At 75.7% G+C, this 15,846-nt stretch carries 11 protein-coding genes; 2 read left to right on the top strand and 9 right to left on the bottom strand.

Going from position 1 to position 15,846, the window contains the following annotated elements; all coding sequences use genetic code 11:
• Positions 1-57 precede the first annotated feature (57 nt).
• Entirely contained in the window at positions 58-2,976 is a 2,919-nt protein-coding gene (locus O7598_RS20975; RefSeq protein WP_269693023.1) for an AfsR/SARP family transcriptional regulator, read from the bottom strand.
• 58 nt (positions 2,977-3,034) lie between these two features.
• Positions 3,035-4,009 carry an Acg family FMN-binding oxidoreductase gene (locus tag O7598_RS20970; protein ID WP_269693022.1) on the bottom strand — a complete coding sequence of 325 codons (975 nt, stop codon included), beginning with the start codon at positions 4,007-4,009 and terminating at the stop codon, positions 3,035-3,037.
• A gap of 184 nt (positions 4,010-4,193) precedes the next feature.
• Between O7598_RS20970 and O7598_RS20965 the strand changes: the two genes are divergently transcribed.
• Positions 4,194-4,832, top strand: a complete 639-nt coding sequence (locus O7598_RS20965) for a response regulator (protein WP_091067762.1) — start codon at positions 4,194-4,196, stop codon at positions 4,830-4,832.
• A gap of 9 nt (positions 4,833-4,841) precedes the next feature.
• On the opposite strand, the gene O7598_RS20960 is transcribed toward O7598_RS20965, so the two are convergent.
• Entirely contained in the window at positions 4,842-6,509 is a 1,668-nt protein-coding gene (locus O7598_RS20960; RefSeq protein ID WP_269694928.1) for a sensor histidine kinase, read from the bottom strand.
• A gap of 92 nt (positions 6,510-6,601) precedes the next feature.
• Positions 6,602-7,612 (bottom strand): Acg family FMN-binding oxidoreductase, encoded by a 1,011-nt coding sequence (locus O7598_RS20955; protein WP_269693021.1) that lies wholly within the window; start codon positions 7,610-7,612, stop codon positions 6,602-6,604.
• A gap of 169 nt (positions 7,613-7,781) precedes the next feature.
• Here O7598_RS20955 and O7598_RS20950 point away from each other — a divergent pair, with 169 nt between their 5' ends.
• A complete protein-coding gene (locus tag O7598_RS20950; RefSeq protein ID WP_332367380.1) occupies positions 7,782-10,121 on the top strand; it encodes a heavy metal translocating P-type ATPase in 2,340 nt (779 codons plus the stop codon).
• A gap of 47 nt (positions 10,122-10,168) precedes the next feature.
• Here the strand turns inward: O7598_RS20950 and O7598_RS20940 are convergent, their stop codons facing one another.
• The 5 genes from O7598_RS20940 to O7598_RS20920 form a co-directional block, all read right to left on the bottom strand.
• Positions 10,169-11,032, bottom strand: a complete 864-nt coding sequence (locus O7598_RS20940) for a universal stress protein (RefSeq protein ID WP_269693020.1) — start codon at positions 11,030-11,032, stop codon at positions 10,169-10,171.
• A gap of 3 nt (positions 11,033-11,035) precedes the next feature.
• On the bottom strand, positions 11,036-13,429 hold the full coding sequence (locus tag O7598_RS20935) for a phosphoketolase family protein (RefSeq protein ID WP_269693019.1): 2,394 nt from the start codon (positions 13,427-13,429) through the stop codon (positions 11,036-11,038).
• Between the two features lie 128 nt (positions 13,430-13,557).
• Complete coding sequence (locus O7598_RS20930) at positions 13,558-14,388, bottom strand: universal stress protein (protein WP_269693018.1); 831 nt, start codon at positions 14,386-14,388, stop codon at positions 13,558-13,560.
• A 64-nt stretch (positions 14,389-14,452) separates the two neighbouring features.
• The gene (locus O7598_RS20925; protein ID WP_269693017.1) at positions 14,453-15,277 is read right to left on the bottom strand and encodes an oxidoreductase; all 825 of its coding nucleotides are present in this window, start codon (positions 15,275-15,277) and stop codon (positions 14,453-14,455) included.
• Entirely contained in the window at positions 15,274-15,837 is a 564-nt protein-coding gene (locus O7598_RS20920; protein ID WP_269693016.1) for a TetR/AcrR family transcriptional regulator, read from the bottom strand. The genes O7598_RS20925 and O7598_RS20920 overlap by 4 nt, the downstream gene beginning before the upstream one ends.
• Between the last annotated feature and the right edge of the window lie 9 nt (positions 15,838-15,846).

Here is a 15,846-nt window from a genome sequence, read left to right as displayed (position 1 = left end):
CCCAGGTGGCGGTGGTGTGGGGTCCCCACCGTGCCGCCCGCCGGCGGGCCCGTCCTCTCAGCTCGCTCTCACCTCGCTCGCGGCCCGCGTCCGCGCCTCACCGAGCAGCCGCAGCGCCCGCTCGCGTTCCTGCTCCTCGCCGTGTTCGCGGCAGAGTGCCAGGCAGCCGCGCAGCGCGGACCGGGCGGCCGGGAGCCGACCCAGGGCGAGGTGGGCGGCGCCGAGGCGGCGCAGCGCGATCAGCTCGCCGATGCCGTCGCCGACCTCCCGGCTGCCGGCGACCGCCTCGCTCAGCTCGGTCGCCGCCCGCTCGTAGTCGCCGGTGCGCAGGTGCAGGTCGCCGAGGTGGCCGAGCGAGATGGCCGCACCCCGCCGGTAGCCCAGCTCCCGACAGAGCGCCAGCGCCCGGCGCAGCAGCGGGTCCGCGTCCGCGTCCGCGCCGTCGCGGCCCAGCACCAGGGCCAGGCTGGTGGAGGTGTACGCCTCGCCGAACCGGTCGCCGAGCTGCTGGAACAGCGCCAACGCCGAGCGGAAGGCGGTCTCCGCCGCGCCGGTGCGCCCGGCCACCCGGTGCGCCGCGCCGAGCCCGAACAGGACCTGCGCCTGCCCGGTCGGGTCGCCCAGCTCGACCGTGATCGCCTCGGCCCGGCCCAGGGCGGTCATCGCCGCGGCATCGTCGTGACGCAACCGGTGCGCGGTGCCGGCGGCGCGCAACGCCAGCGCCTGCCCGGCCCGTTCGTCGAGCCGCTCGAACCGGCTCAGCGCCGCGTCGAGGCAGCTGAGCGCGTCGTCCAGCCGGTCCAGGTTGAGGTGGCGTTCGCCGCGTGCGCGGAGCAGCCAGGCCTGCCCGGTCTCGTTGCCGGCCGCCTCGCACGCGGCCAGGGCCGCCCCGGTGGTGACGTCCCAGTCGTCCAGGTGTTCGCGCAGTTCGAGGAACCGGCCGAGCGTGTTCGCCAGGTTCCAGGCCGCCTCGTCCAGCCCGGCGGACGCGGCCCGGCGGACCGCGCCGGCGAGCTGGCCGCGAGCCGCCTCGAACCACGCCACCGGGTCGGTGAGCAGCGCGTCGAGGTCGGCCGCCGTCCACCGCGACCAGCGGGCGGCCGCGCCGGCCGCGCCGCGCCGGAAACCGCCGGGGGTACGCCGGTAGGCCTCGTCGGTCAGCGTCAGCCAGCCGCCGACCAGGCGGGCCAGCGCCGACCGGGCGGCCTCGGCCGGATCCTCGGCGGCGCTCAGCTCCCCGGCGTACGCCCGGATCAGGTCGTGCAGCCGGTAGCCGGTCGGGTCGACGTCGACCAGCCGGGCCTCGACCAGCCGTTCGGTGAGTTCCTCCGCGGCGGCCAGCGGCAGGTCGAGCAGGGCGGCCGCGGCCCAGGCCGGAACCCTGGGCAGGTCCACCGCGCCGAGCAGGCGCAGCAGCCGGCGTTCGGCGTCGGTCAGCTCCTGGTAGCTGGTGGCCAGGCTGGAGCGGACCGCCAGGTCGCCGGTGCGCAGCACGTCCAGCCGGGCGCGTTCGTCGGCGAGCTGGTCGGCCAGTCGCCGGACCGGCCAGTGCGGGCGGGCGGCGAGCCGCGCGGCCGCGATGCGGATGGCCAGCGGCAGGTGGCCGCAGCGTTCGGCGACGCGCCGGCAGTCGGCGTGCTCGGCGGACACGCGGGCCGGTCCCAGGGCGTGTCGCAGCAGGTCGACGGCCTGTTCGGTGGTGAAGATGCCGAGGTCGACGTGGGTCGCTCCGGGCAGGGCGGTGAGCCGCCGCCGCGCGGTGACCAGCACCGCGCACCGCGGTTCGGCGGGCAGCAGCGGGCGGACCTGATTCTCGCCGGCCGCGTTGTCCAGCAGGACGAGCAGCCGACGGCCGGCGGTGCGGGCCCGGAACAGCGCCGCCCGGTCGTCCGTCCCGGCCGGCACGGCGCGTGGTTCCTCGCCGAGGGCCTGGAGGAACCGGCCCAGCACCGCGCCCGGGTCAAGCGGTTCGCCGCCGCCGCGCAGGTCGACGAAGAGCTGCCCGTCGGGAAAGGACGCCCGGACCCGGTGCCCGACGTGGACCGCGAGGGTGGTCTTGCCGCCGCCGGCCACGCCGGACACCGCGACGACCCGTGGCGCGGTCGCCGGGTCGGCGGTCAGCCGGGCCACCAGCGCCTCGGCGACCTCGTCCCGGTCGACGAAGTCGGGGGCGTCCATGGGCAACTGGGCGACGGGCCGTGCGGGCACGTCGCCGGCGGCGTCGAGCAACGGGTCACCGGCGAGGATGCGCCCGTGCAGGGCCTGCAACGAGGGGCCGGGCTCCAGGCCCAGCTCGGCGACGCCGGCGGCCCGGCCCTGCCGGTAGACCTCCAGCGCCTCGGCCCGCCGTCCGGTCCGGTGCAGCGCCCGCATCAGCCGCTCGCGTAGTTCCTCCCGCAGCGGCTCGTCGCGCACCATGCGGTGCAGCCGGGGGAGCAGCTCGGCGTGCCGGCCGAGGTCGAACTCGACGTCGATGCGGTCCCGTTCGACCGCGCGGCGCTGCTCGGTCAGCTCCGCGACGGCGGAGTGGAAGCCGGCGGCCCCCGGATCGCCGGGCAGTCGCACGTCGGCCAGCACCGGCCCGCGCCAGCCGGCGAGGGCCTCGTCGTAGCGGCGGGCCGCCTCGTCGAGCCGGCCGGCCGCGGCCAGCTCGGCGGCCTCGGCGGCGGTGGTCGCGAAGACGGCGGCGTCGAGCGCTTCGGGGGCGGCGGTGAGCCGGTAGCCGCCGGGTCGGGTGGCGATGGCGTCGTCACCGAGGACGCCGCGCAGCCGCCAGATCAGCGTCTGCACCTGACCGACGGCGGTGTCCGGCGGGTCGTCCCCCCACAGCGCGGCGAGCAGCAGGTCGAGCGAGGTGACCCGGCCGGCGTGCACCAGCAGAACGGCCAGCACCGCCCGCTGCTTGGGGCTGCGCAGCGGGACCGGCTGACCGGCCCGGGTCAGCTCGAGCGGGCCCAGGATCCGATAACTGACCATGCGGGCGACACCGTACCACCGGATCGACCGCTGTCGCTCCCGGGCGGGGCGGCGGCGGTCAGGCCGGCACGACCGGCAGGTCCAGCACCTCGTCGACCGGCCGGCGCGGGGTGGCGCGTCCCGGCTGCCCGTACCCGATCCGCATCACCATCTGCGGGGTGCCGAACCGGCCCAGGGACATCCGCAGCGCCTCCCGCGCCCCCGGCACCTCGATCGGCTGGGAGAGCATCGACACGCCGAGCCCGGCGTCGGTGGCGGTGAGCAGCACCCGTTGCAGCGCCTGCCCGGCGACGACCTGGTCGGTGCCGGTGTTGCCGGGCGTACCGAGCACGGCGACCAGCGGCTCCGGTTCGAAGTCCCGGCCGGGGGCCCGGTTGCGCCCGCCGAAGCCGCGCTGCGGCAGCAGGTCCTGCGGTTCGCTCTGCGGCCCGCCGGCGGCCGCCGGCACCCCGTCCGGTGCCGGCTCGGAGCGGATCCACTCCACCCGCTCGGCCACGTACGCGGGGTCGCGTTCCAGCACCCGGTGCGCGCTGCGGGCGACCTCGGCGAGCGCGTTGACGGCGCTGGCGCCGATGACCAGCTCCAGCCAGCACTGCTCGGCCCGGGCCGCCTCGCCGAGCCGCCACCGCGCCTCGGCCGGCACCGGGTCGGGCCAGAACGGCGCCCGGTTGCTGAACCGGTGGGCGATCGCCGAGTACAGGCTCTTCTCGGTCGGGGTGGGCCGGCGCGGCACGTCGGGCACCAGCCGGGCCACCACGTCCGGCTCGGCCGGGTGGGGCCGCAACCGGACCGTGGCGGGGGTGCCCGCCACGGCGAGCGCCAGCCGCAGGTTGAACAGCGCCGCCCCGCAGGCGATCCGCGCCCCCCAGCCGGTCGGGTCGGTGGCCGGCAGCCCGCGCAGCGGGTCGACGGCGACCTCGATGCCGCCGTCGTGCAACCGGAAGCGCCACGGTTGGGTGTTGTGCAGCGACGGCGCGCGTACCGCGTCGGCGACCGCGGCCCGCAGCTGCGAGACGGTGTATCCGGTCGTCATGGTCGTGCTCCCTCCGTGCGTCGCCGGCTCTCCGGTCGGTCCATCCCCACCGTGCGGCACCGGTGCCGGCCCTGGTCAGGGCCGGAGGTCCCCACCTGGGCGGGACCGTCCGTCCCGGGTGCGCGCGCGACGGACGGGACCTTCGGCCCGTGCGGGGGTGCGGTGCGGCGGGTAGAAAGGACGGATGATCCGGGTGTTCCTGCTCGACGACCACGAGGTCGTCCGTCGTGGCCTGGCCGACCTGCTCCAGAGCAGCGGCGACATCGAGGTGGTCGGCGAGTCCGGCCTCGCCCAGGAGGCGACGCGGCGGATTCCCGCGCTCCGCCCCGACGTGGCGATCCTCGACGCGCGGCTGCCCGACGGCAACGGCATCGACGTCTGTCGCGACGTCCGCGCCGTCGACTCGTCGATCAAGGGCCTGATCCTCACCTCGTACGAGGACGACGAGGCGCTCTTCGCGGCCATCATGGCCGGCGCGGCCGGCTACGTGCTCAAGCAGATCCGCGGCACCGACCTGGTGGACGCGGTCCGCCGGGTGGCGGCCGGTCAGTCGCTGCTCGACCCGGCGATCACCACCCGGGTGCTGGAGCGCATCCGCAGCGGCGTGGAGCAGCCGCGGGAGCTGAAGTCCCTCACCGAGCAGGAGCGGCGGATCCTGGAGTACGTCGCCGAGGGGCTCACCAACCGCGAGATCGCCGGGAAGATGTTCCTGGCCGAGAAGACGGTGAAGAACTACGTCTCCAGCGTGCTGGCGAAGCTGGGTCTGGAACGGCGGACCCAGGCCGCGGTGCTGGCCACCCGGCTGCTCGGCAAGACGCACTGACCCGACCGGTCAGTCGAGCGGGACGCTCCACCGCAGCTCGGTGCCGTGCGGCTCGACCCGGCGCAGCGTGAACCCGCCGTCGAGCAGTTCGGCCCGCTCACGCAGGTTGACCAGGCCACTGCGGGCCGCCTCCGGGTCGCAGCCGACCCCGTCGTCGGTGACCGTGACCTCGACCCGGCCGGCGTCCACCGCCACCCGCACCGCCACCCGGTCGGCGTGCGCGTGGCGTACCGCGTTGGAGAGCGCCTCGCGCAGCACGGCGACCAGCTCGGGGCGCAGCTCGTCCGGCACGGCGCTGTCGACCGGGCCGACCAGCTCCAGGTCGGGGCGGTGCCCCAGCGACTCGGCGGCCACCTCGATCGCCTCGCGGATCTCGGTGCGCAGCGCCGCGCTCATCGGGGTGCGCAGCTCGAAGATGGTGCGGCGGATGTCGCGGATGGTGGCGTCCAGGTCGTCGACCGCCTGGTTGATCCGCTTTGCCGTCTCGGGGCGGGCGTTCATCGCACCGCTCTGCAGTTGCAGGCCGGTGGCGAAGAGCCGCTGGATCACCACGTCGTGCAGGTCGCGGGCGATCCGCTCGCGGTCCTCCAGGACCACCAGCAGCTCCCGTTCCTCCTGCCCGCGGGCGCGTTCCATGGCCAGCGCGGCCTGGCCGGCGAAGCTGGCGAGCAGCGCGAGGTCGTCGTCGGCGGCCGGGCCGTGGTCGGGCCGGTGCGCGATCACCAGCACGCCGTGCAGCGTGTCGGCGGCGGCGAGCGGGGAGACCACCGCCGGCCCGGCGATCACCGGGCGGGGCCAGGGCGCCGCCGCGGCGAGGTCGTCGACCTGTTCGTGCCGGCGTTCGGTGGCCGAGCCGGCGAAGCTGGTCTCGGCGGCCGGCAGGACCGCGCCGACCAGCTCCCGGGCGATCGGGTCGGCGCCGTCGACCACCTCGACGGTGAACTGCGCCTCGTCCTCGTCGTAGAGCAGGACCAGGGCCAGCTCCGCCTCGGCGACCTCGCGGGCGCGGCGGGCCACCAGCGACAGCGCGTCGGTGCGGCGGACCTCGCCCAGCAGCACCGAGGTGATCTCGGCGGTGGCGGCCAGCCAGCGTTCCCGCCGGTGCGCCAGCGCGTAGAGGCGGGCGTTCTCGATCGCCACGCCGGCCGCGGCGGCGAGCGCGGTCACGATCTCCTCGTCGTCCTCGGTGAACTCGGCGGCGCCCTGCTTCTCGGCCAGGTAGAGGTTGCCCCAGACGTGGTCGCGGATGCGCACCGGCACGCCGAGGAAGCTGTGCATCGGCGGGTGGTTCGGCGGGAAGCCGTACGACCGGGGGTGGCGGGTGATGTCGGGCATGCGTAGCGGCTTCGGCTCGTCGATGAGCAGGCCGAGCACGCCCCGCCCGTGCGGCAGCTCGCCGATGCGCGCGTGCAGCTCGGCGTCGATGCCGTGGACGATGAAGTCGTGCAGCATCCGGTCGGGGCCGATCACCCCGAGCGCGCCGTAGCGGGCGCCGGCCAGCTCGCACGCCGACTGCACGATCCGCTGCAACGTGCTGCGCAGGTCGAGGTCGGAGCCGATGCCGACGACCGCGTCGAGCAGCGCGCGCAGCCGTTCGCGGCTGGTGACCACCTCGCCGACCCGGTCGAGCATCTCCTGGAGCAGCTCGTCGAGACGGACCCGGGACAGCGGGGTCAACCCGAGCGACGGCGTGACGTGCTCGTGCCGGGGGTTCGGTGCGGCGGCCACCGGGCGATGCTATCGCCCGGTGGCCCACCGCGACGAGACCGTCAGGCCAGGTGGTCGCGGACCGCCGAGGTGTCGACGGTCTGCGCGGCGTCCAACCGCGGGGTGTGCGGCGGGCCGGCGTGGTCCGGGTCGGCCACGCCGAGGCGCATGCTCAGGTAGGGATGGCCGAGGCCGGCCAGCATCTGCCGGAGCACCTCCCGGGTGCCGTCGACCTCCACCACGCCCGACAGCGGCACCACTGACACCCCGTGCCGGGTGGCTTCCAGCCAGGCGGCGGAGAGCGCCTCGCCGGCGCGCAGCCAGCTCTCCGGCTCGTCCTCGGAGCCCCAGAGGATGGCGTAGACGGCGGCCTTGTCGTGGCCGGGGCCGATCGGCAGCGAGCCGGGGGCGCCGAAGTTCCGGCCCGGCACTGTCGTCTGCGCCGGCTGGTCGGGCAGCACCTCCGGCGGCAGGCCGGTGCCGGTGCCGGCCCGGTTGGTCCAGTAGGCCAGCTCCTCGCGCAACTCCGGGCTGTCCGCCTCGACGGCGGCGGCCTGCTGCGCGGCGCCGGCCAGCTCGATCTTCTGCATGTCGTCGAGGAGTTGCAGGTTGACGCCCTCCCGGGTGGCGGCCCGGTCGATGTCGCCCAGCGTGGCGGTGGGGATCGGCTCGTCGCTGACCGGCCGCCGGTCGGTGTGCCGCACCTGCATGCACTGCACCAGGCGCATGGCGTCCGGGTCGGCGCCGGTGTGGCGCAGCCCGGTGAGCCGGGCCACCAGGTCGGGCTGGTGCGGGTCGGGCAGGCGCTCCACCACCGGGGTCCAGCCCTCGGCGGCCAGCGCCACTCGGGCGTGGTGCAGCGCGGCGCCGCAGCTCACCACCAGCAGCCGGCCCTCCGGGTCCATGGCGCTGAGGTGCCGGTCCTTGACGACCCGCAGTTCGAGCGCGTCCGGGAGGACCGTCCAGTGCCACGGCTGGGTGTTGTGCACCGACGGGGCGTGGCCGGCCGTTCCGGCGGCCTCCGCGAGCGCGGTGGTCAGCGGGCGATCGGTAGCCGGCGTCTCGTGGCTCATCGTCACGACCTTTCCTGTTTCTCCCCATCGTGCCCCACGCCCGGGACGCCCGGGCGGGGTTGCCGCTCCATCCTCGGGCATGCCCGGGCAGAGCGCACGGGTCCTTGTGCCTACCGGATTACCCGCGTTCGCCCTACCTGCGCCACTTCGGCACTGAGACGATCCGCACGTGGGAACGGAACCGCGCGAGTGCGTACCCGAACGGCCGGCCCGCGCCCGGCGGGCCGTGACGGCCGAGTGGGCGCCGCTGGCGCTGCTCACGCTGGCCGTGCTGGGCGGCGCGGCGCTGTGGTTCGCGGGGGCGCGGGGCGCGGCCGACCTGGTCTGGGCCGCGGTCACCGTGCTCGCGCTGGCGCCGGCCGCCTGGTCGGTGCTGCGCGAGCTGTGGCGCCGGCAGTTCGGCGTGGACGTGATCGCCGTCCTGGCGCTTCTCGGCGCGCTGCTGGTGCGGGAGTACCTGGCCGGTGCCGTGATCGCGGTGATGGTGGCCACCGGGCGGGCGCTGGAGGAGTACGCCCGCCGCCGCGCCACCCGCGACCTGCGGGCGCTGCTGGAACGCGCGCCCCGGCAGGCCCGGCGGCGCACCCCGGACGGCGGGATCGAGGTGGTCGATCTGGATCGGGTGGCGGCCGGTGACCGGCTGCTGGTCGGCCCCGGTGACGTGGTGCCGGTGGACGGCACGGTCGAGGAGCCGGCCACCCTCGACGAGTCGGTGGTGACCGGCGAGTCCCGGCTGGTCGGCCGCGCCGCCGGGGAGCAGGTGGCCAGCGGCGTGGTCAACGCGGGCGCCGGGTTCGGGCTGCGGGCCAGCCGCAACGCGGCGCAGAGCACGTACGCCGGCATCGTCCGGCTGGCCGGCGAGGCCACCGCGCGCAAGGCCCCGATGGTGCGCCTCGCCGACCGGTACGCGGCCGCGTTCGTGCCGTTCACCCTGCTGCTCGCCGGCCTGGCGTGGCTGCTCTCCGGCGAGTTCGTCCGGGCGGTGGCGGTGCTGGTGGTGGCCACCCCGTGTCCGCTGCTGCTGGCCACCCCGATCGCGGTGGTGTCCGGGCTGTCCCGGGTGGCCCGCCGGGGCGTGCTGGTGCGCGACGGCGGGTCGCTGGAGCAGCTCGGCCGCGCCCGTACCCTGCTGCTGGACAAGACCGGCACGCTCACCGCCGGTCGGCCCCGGGCCGCGGAGACCGTGGTGGCGCCGGGCGGCGACCGGGACGAGGTGCTGCGGCTGGCCGCCTCCGTCGAGCAGCTCTCGCCGCACGTGCTGGCCGCCGCGCTGGTCCGGCAGGCCCGCGAGCGGGGGTTGCCGCTGGCCGAGCCGACCGCGGTGACCGAGGAGCCGGGGCGCGGGGTGACCGGGCGGGTGGACGGCCGCGAGGTGCGGGTCGGTCAGCTCGACGGCGAGCCGCCACCGTGGGCGGACCGGGCCCGGGAGCGGGCCGAGCTGTCCGGCCGCTCCACCGTGTGGGTCAGCGACGGGCGCGGGCCGCTCGGGGCGATCCTGCTGGAGGACCCGGTGCGCCCGGACGCCCGGCGTACCGTGCGGCGGCTGCGCGAGGCCGGGCTGACCCGGCTGGTCATGGTGACCGGCGACCGGCCGCGCACGGCCCGCCAGGTGGCGCAGGTGGTGGGCGTGGACGACGTGATCGCGCGCTGCTCGCCGGGGGAGAAGGCCGATCGGGTACGCGCCGAGTCGGCGCGGGCGGTGACCGTGATGGTCGGCGACGGGGTCAACGACGCCCCGGCGCTGGCCGAGGCGCACGTCGGGGTGGCGATGGGCGCGACCGGGGCGACCGCCTCCGCCGACGTGGCCGACGCGGTGCTGACCGTGGACCGGCTGGACCGGCTCGCCGACGCCGTGGAGATCGCCCGGTACGCCCGCCGCATCGCGGTGCAGAGCGCCACCGTGGGGATGGGGCTGGCGGTGCTGGCCATGCTGGTGGCCGCCGCCGGCCGGCTGCCTCCGGTCGCCGGCGCGTTCCTCCAGGAGGGCATCGACGTGCTGGTGATCCTCAACGCGCTGCGCGCCCTCGGCGGCGGCCTGCGGCGGCGGGAGGTCCCCCCGCACACCCGGGAGCTGCTCGACCGCTACGAGCGCGAGCACGGCGGCGTCCGCGACGTGTTGGCCCGGTTGCGGGACACCGCCGACCTGGTGGCGACCCGCCCGGACGACCCGGCGTGCGGGCCGGCGCTGCGCGACGTGCACCGGCGGCTGACCGAGGAGGTGCTGCCGCACGAGGAGGCCGAGGAACGGCAGCTCTATCCGGCGCTGGCCGGCCCGCTGGGCAGCGACGAGGCGACCTCGACGATGAGCCGGGCGCACGTGGAGATCGTCCGGCTGGTGGAGCGGATCGGCGGGCACCTGGCGACCCTGGACGGCCGGCCGCGCCGCGAGGAGGTGCCCGACCTGCTGGCCGCGCTCTACGGGCTGGACGCGGTGCTGCGCCTGCACCTGGCGCAGGAGGAGGAGGACTACTTCTCCCTCAACCCCGCCGACGGGCCCGCGAGGCGTTAGGAGGGGCCCCCTGTTATGCCTGAGGCGTTAACAGGGGGCCCTTCCTTTCACTCCCGCACGACGGCGACGGGGCAGTGGGAATGGTGGATGAGCTGTTGGCTCACCGAGCCGAGCAGCATGCCGCGCAGCCCGCCCCGGCCCCGGCTGCCGACCACCACCAGCTGCGCCGAGCGGCTCGCCTCCACCAGCAGCGACGCCGCGCTGCCGGGGACCGCCGAGATCTCGATCGGCACGTCGGGAAAGGCCTCCCGCCACTCGGTCAGCTCGGCCTCGGCCGCGGTCCGCTCGCCCGCGGCGACGTCCTCCGGGTCGAAGTCCGCGGGCGACCACCTGTCGCCCGGCGGCTCCCAGACCCGCAGCACCCGCAGCGGCACGTCCCGCTGGGCGGCGCGCTCCACGGCGAAGCCGAGGGCCCGCAGCGCCGAGGGGGAGCCGTCCGAGCCGACCACCACCGGCCCGGACGTGGCGGCCCGGCCGTCGCGGACCACCACCACCGGGCAGTGGGCGTGCGCGGTGACGGAGACCGCGGTGGAGCCGGCGAGCAGGCCGCCGAACCCGCCGTGCCCCCGGCTGCCGAGCACCAGCAGGCCCGCCTCGGCGGAGCGTTCCTGCAGCACCAGTGCGGGCGGGCCGTCGAACACCTCGCCGTGCACGGTGATCCCGGGCCGCTCGGCGGCGGCGTCCGCCGCCGCCTTGCGGACCAGTTCCTCGACCTGGCGCCGGGCGTTCTCGTCCGGCCAGATCCCCGGGGCCACCCCGGGGCCGATCCAGCCGGCCACGGTCAACCACTCGAAGACGTACGCCAGTCGCACCGGCCGCCCGGAGCGGCCCGCCTCGTCCAGCGCCCAGTCCAGGGCCACGGACGCGTCGGTGGAGCCGTCGTAGCCGACCAGGATCTCGTCGTCACCCATGTGTCACCCCTCGGTCTGGTCGGTCTCGCGGATCCAGCGCCACTCGGCGACCCGGGGGTCGTCCTCGCCGTGCTCGCGGGTGTAGTCGCGGCAGGCCTGCCGGGCGTCCACCATCTCCTGGCGCAGGTGCGCGGCGCGCGAGCGCAGCCCCGGCACCCGGTCGATGGTGTCGATGACCAGGTGGAAGCGGTCCAGGTCGTTGAGCATCACCATGTCGAACGGCGTGGTGGTGGTGCCCTCCTCCTTGTAGCCGCGCACGTGCAGGTTCTCGTGGTTGGCCCGGCGGTAGGTGAGCCGGTGGATCAGCCACGGGTAGCCGTGGTAGGCGAAGATGACCGGCTTGTCGCGGGTGAAGATGGTGTCGAACTCGTTGTCCGGCAGGCCGTGCGGGTGCTCCGACGGCGGTTGCAGGCGCATCAGGTCGACCACGTTGACCACCCGCACCTTCAGGTCGGGCAGGTGCCGGCGCAGCAGGTCGGCCGCCGCGAGGGTCTCCAGCGTCGGCACGTCGCCGGCGCAGGCGAGCACCACGTCCGGCTCGGCGTCGTCGTCGGTGCTGGCCCAGTCCCAGATGCCGAGGCCGCGGCGGCAGTGCTGGACCGCCTCGTCCATGGTCAGCCAGTTCGGCGCCGGCTGCTTCCCGGCCACCACCACGTTGATGTAGTGCCGGCTGCGCAGGCAGTGGTCCATGGTGGAGAGCAGCGTGTTGGCGTCCGGCGGCAGGTAGACCCGGACCACCTCGGCCTTCTTGTTGACCACGTGGTCGATGAAGCCCGGGTCCTGGTGCGAGAAGCCGTTGTGGTCCTGCCGCCAGACGTGGCTGGAGAGCAGGTAGTTCAGCGACGCGATCGGCTCCCGCCAGGGGATGTGCCGGGTCACCTTGAGCCACTTGGCGTGCTGGTTGACCATCGAGTCGACGATGTGGATGAACGCCTCGTAGCTGGTGAAGATGCCGTGCCGGCCGGTCAGCAGGTAGCCCTCCAGCCAGCCCTCGCAGAGATGCTCGGAGAGCACCTCCATCACCCGGCCGTCGGGGGAGAGGTGGTCGTCCCCCGGCTCCCGGCGGCCGACGAACGCGCGGTCGGTGACCTCGAACGCGGCGCCGAGCCGGTTGGAGGCGACCTCGTCCGGGCCGAACAGGCGGAACGTCTCCGGGTTGCGGCTGATCACGTCGCGTACCCAGGGGCCGAGCGTGCCGGTGGCGCCGGCGACCGTGCCGCCGGGCTCCTCGACGTCGACGCCGTAGTCGCGGAAGTCCGGCAGCTCCAGGTTGCGCAGCAGCTTGCCGCCGTTGGCCACCGGGTTGGCGCTCATCCGCCGGTCACCGGCGGGCGGCAGCGCGGCCAGCTCGGCGACCGGGCCGCCGGTGGCGTCGAACAGCTCCTCCGGGCGGTAGCTGCGCAGCCAGCGCTCCAGCTCGGCCAGGTGCGCCGGGTTGTCGCGCACCTCGGCGATCGGCACCTGGTGGGCGCGGAACGTGCCCTCGACATGCTTGCCGTCGACGTCCGCCGGCCCGGTCCAGCCCTTCGGCGTCCGCAGCACGATCATCGGCCAGCGGGGGCGCTCGACGTCACCGCCGGAGCGGGCCCGACGCTGGATCCCGGTGATCTCGTCGACCGCCCGGTCCAGCGTCGCGGCGAGCAGCTGGTGCACGGCCGTCGGGTCGTCGCCCTCGACGACGTACGGCTGGTAGCCGTAGCCGCGCATCAGGTCCAGCAGGTCCTCGGTGGGGATCCGGTCCAGCACCGTCGGGTTGGCGATCTTGTAGCCGTTGAGGTGCAGGATCGGCAGCACCGCGCCGTCGCGCGCCGGGTTGAGGAACACGTTGGACAGCCAGCTGCCGGCGAGCGGGCCGGTCTCCGCCTCGCCGTCGCCGATCACGCAGGCGACCAGCAGGTCCGGGTTGTCGAACGCGGCGCCGTAGGCGTGGCTCAGCGCGTATCCCAGCTCCCCGCCCTCGTGGATCGAACCCGGCACCTCCGGCGCCACGTGGCTGGGGATGCCGCCGGGGAAGGAGAACTGGCGGAACAGCCGCTGCATGCCGGCCTCGTCGCGCGGGATGTGGTGGTACAGCTCGCTGTAGGTGCCCTCCAGCCAGGTGTTGGCGACCAGCGCGGGGCCGCCGTGACCGGGGCCGGTGACGAAGATGGCGGAGAGGTCCCGGTCGACGATGACGCGGTTGAGGTGCGCGTAGAGCAGGTTGAGGCCGGGGCTGGTGCCCCAGTGCCCCAGCAGGCGCGGCTTGACGTGCTCAGGCTTGAGCGGCTCGCGGAGCAGCGGGTTGTCGAGCAGATAGATCTGCCCGACGGTCAGGTAGTTCGCCGCCCGCCAGTAGGCGTCCAGCCGGCGCAGCTCGTCGTCGGTCAGGGGGCTGTGCAGGTCCAGCGCGGTGTCCATGCTGCGTTAGCCTCTCGTGGCTCGGGGTCGTCTGCCACTCGGGGAGGAAACTGCCGTCCCCGGCGCGTCCACTCTCGCCGCCGTCCGGGGGCGACGGTCAGGGCCGTAGGTCCCGGGTCGGGCGGGTGTCACGACCCCTCCCCGGTGCCCGGGTCGACCCCGCGGACGACGATCAGCGGAGCCGGCGAGTGGTAGAGCAGGGACTGGCTGACCTCGCCCAGGCTGGACTGCACCGGCCCGTCACCGCGCGCGCCGACCACAGCGAGTTGCGCCGAGCGGGACCGGTCGAGCAGGACGGTACGCGGGTCGCCCCGCACGGTCTGGCAGGCGGCAGCCACCCGGGGGTGCCGGGCGGCGTGCCGGTTGACCGCCTCCTCCAGCACGCCGTCGTCGCCGTCGCGGCGTTCCGGTTCGACCACCCGGACGGCGAGCAGCCGGGCGCCCCGGCGTTCGGCGCAGTCGAAGGCGTACCCGAGGGTGGTGTGGGAGCCGGGCGAGCCGTCGTAGCCGACCAACAGCGGCCCGGGCGGGGCCGGCTCGGAGCGGCCGACCAGGACCGGGCAGCCGGCCCGGGCGGCCAGTTCGACGGCCGGCGCGTCGCCCGGCACGCAGGCCGGGCAGGTGGCCATGCCGCCGTCACCGAGCGCGACCAGGAAGGCGGCGTCGGCGGCCCGCAGCAGCGCCTCGACCGGCGAGCCCTCGACGATCTCGCCGCTGACCGGCACCTCCGGCGCGGCGTCGGCGACGATCCTGCCGGCCCGTTCCAGCACGTTCTCGGCGTCGATGCGGGTGCCGCCGGCCGGGGCGGGGCCGCCCGTGGCCGCCCAGTTGAACGCGTGCACCAGGTGCAGCGGCCGGTGGTGGGCCGCGGCCTCGTCGGCGGCCGTGCGGACCACCGACAGGGCCTCCGCCGACCGGCCGACGCCGACCACCACCGCGCCGTGGCTGGCTGCGGCCATGCCGGCTCACCTCCCGACCGCTTTCCACCCACGGTAGTCGGGCGGCCGGGCCGGCCGGAGCGGGTCAGCGGAACTGGAGGCGGTTGACCGCGTCGAAGAGCCGGGCGCCGAACAGCCGGCGGGTGTGCACCATCGCCCAGGCGGCGGCGGTGACCAGGTAGCGGGTGCGGGGCCGGCGGGCCACCACGGCCCGCTCGATGGTGCGGGCCACCGCCTCCGGCGGGGCGGCCAGCAGCCGGCTGCGGTAGGACTTCGCCATCGCCGCGTCGACCGCGGCGACCATCCGGTGGTACGGCCCGGCCGGGTCGGCGCCCGCGCCGAGCGAGGACGCGGCGACCGCGCCGAAGCCGGTGCGGATCAGGCCCGGCTCGATGACCGCCACGTCGATGCCGAACGGGCGGGTCTCCTGGCGCAGCGCGTCGGAGACGGCCTCCACCGCGTACTTGCTGGCGTGGTAGTAGCCGCCGCCGGGGAAGACCAGCCGCCCGCCCATCGAGCTGACGTTGACGATCCGGCCCCGGCCGGCGCGGCGCATGCCGGGCAGCACGAGCTGGGTGAGCCGGGCGAGTCCGAAGACGTTCGTCTCGAACTGGGCGCGTACCCGCTGCATCGGGGTCTCCTCGATCGGGCCGTACTCGCCGTAGCCGGCGTTGTTGATCAGCACGTCGACCTGGCCGTGGGCGGCCTCCACGACCTCTACGGCGGCGCGCATGGACGCCTCGTCGGTGACGTCGAGGGGGAGCAGTCGAGCGCCGGTGTCGGCCAGGTCGGCGATCGCGTCGACCTTGCGCGCGGTGGCGTACACGGTGAGGTCGGGGCGGCGGGCGAGGCGCGCGACGGTGGCCCGGCCGATGCCGGAGGAGGTGCCGGTGATCAGGACGGCGGTCATGCGGGGTCTCCCTGGTGGGGTAGGCCGGCGACGAGCAACGCGACGCCGTCGCGCAGCCGCTGCCGGGGCAGGTCGGGGTCGGTGAGGTCGGCCTCCAGGCCGCGGGTGAGCGCGACGAGCACGTCGGCCACCGCGCGGGCCCGCGGCCCGGCGGCGTCCGCCAGCGTGTCGGCCACCAGGCCGGTCAGCTCGGCGGTGTACGCCTCGACGAGGTCGCCGGTGAGCTTCCCGCTGGCGTCCAGCAGTTCGGTGGCGTGCGGGCTGTCCCGGTGCAGCGTGAGGGTGAGTTCCAGCTTGGCGGCGAGCACGTCGTGCAGCCGGGCGGCCAGGTCGCCGCCGGCGGTGGTGGCGGCGCGGCGGGCCCGGTCCAGCGAGTCGGCGAAGAGCCGCTCGGCCAGCCGCCGGTAGGCGTCGTCCTTGTTGCGCACGTACTGGTAGACCGCGGGCCGGGACATCCCGGCGGCGGCGGCGATGTCGTCCATGGTCGTGCGGCGCATCCCGTGCCGGGTGAAGCACTCGTACGCGGCGGTCAGGATCGTCTCCAGCCGGGCCTCTGACATGCTGACGAT

This window comes from Micromonospora sp. WMMC241 (assembly GCF_027460165.1).
Lineage (GTDB): Bacteria > Actinomycetota > Actinomycetes > Mycobacteriales > Micromonosporaceae > Micromonospora > Micromonospora humi.
This window is presented reverse-complemented; position numbering and strand designations above follow the sequence as displayed.

Excerpts from the sequence above, each read along its gene's own strand:
- O7598_RS20935 (WP_269693019.1), bottom strand. The coding sequence starts at position 13,429 with ATGGACACCGCGCTGGACCTGCACAGCCCCCTGACCGACGACGAGCTG.
- O7598_RS20975 (WP_269693023.1), bottom strand. The coding sequence starts at position 2,976 with ATGGTCAGTTATCGGATCCTGGGCCCGCTCGAGCTGACCCGGGCCGGT.
- O7598_RS20940 (WP_269693020.1), bottom strand. The coding sequence starts at position 11,032 with ATGGGTGACGACGAGATCCTGGTCGGCTACGACGGCTCCACCGACGCG.
- O7598_RS20965 (WP_091067762.1), top strand. The coding sequence starts at position 4,194 with ATGATCCGGGTGTTCCTGCTCGACGACCACGAGGTCGTCCGTCGTGGC.
- O7598_RS20930 (WP_269693018.1), bottom strand. The coding sequence starts at position 14,388 with ATGGCCGCAGCCAGCCACGGCGCGGTGGTGGTCGGCGTCGGCCGGTCG.
- O7598_RS20970 (WP_269693022.1), bottom strand. The coding sequence starts at position 4,009 with ATGACGACCGGATACACCGTCTCGCAGCTGCGGGCCGCGGTCGCCGAC.
- O7598_RS20925 (WP_269693017.1), bottom strand. The coding sequence starts at position 15,277 with ATGACCGCCGTCCTGATCACCGGCACCTCCTCCGGCATCGGCCGGGCC.
- O7598_RS20955 (WP_269693021.1), bottom strand. The coding sequence starts at position 7,612 with ATGAGCCACGAGACGCCGGCTACCGATCGCCCGCTGACCACCGCGCTC.
- O7598_RS20920 (WP_269693016.1), bottom strand. The coding sequence starts at position 15,837 with ATGTCAGAGGCCCGGCTGGAGACGATCCTGACCGCCGCGTACGAGTGC.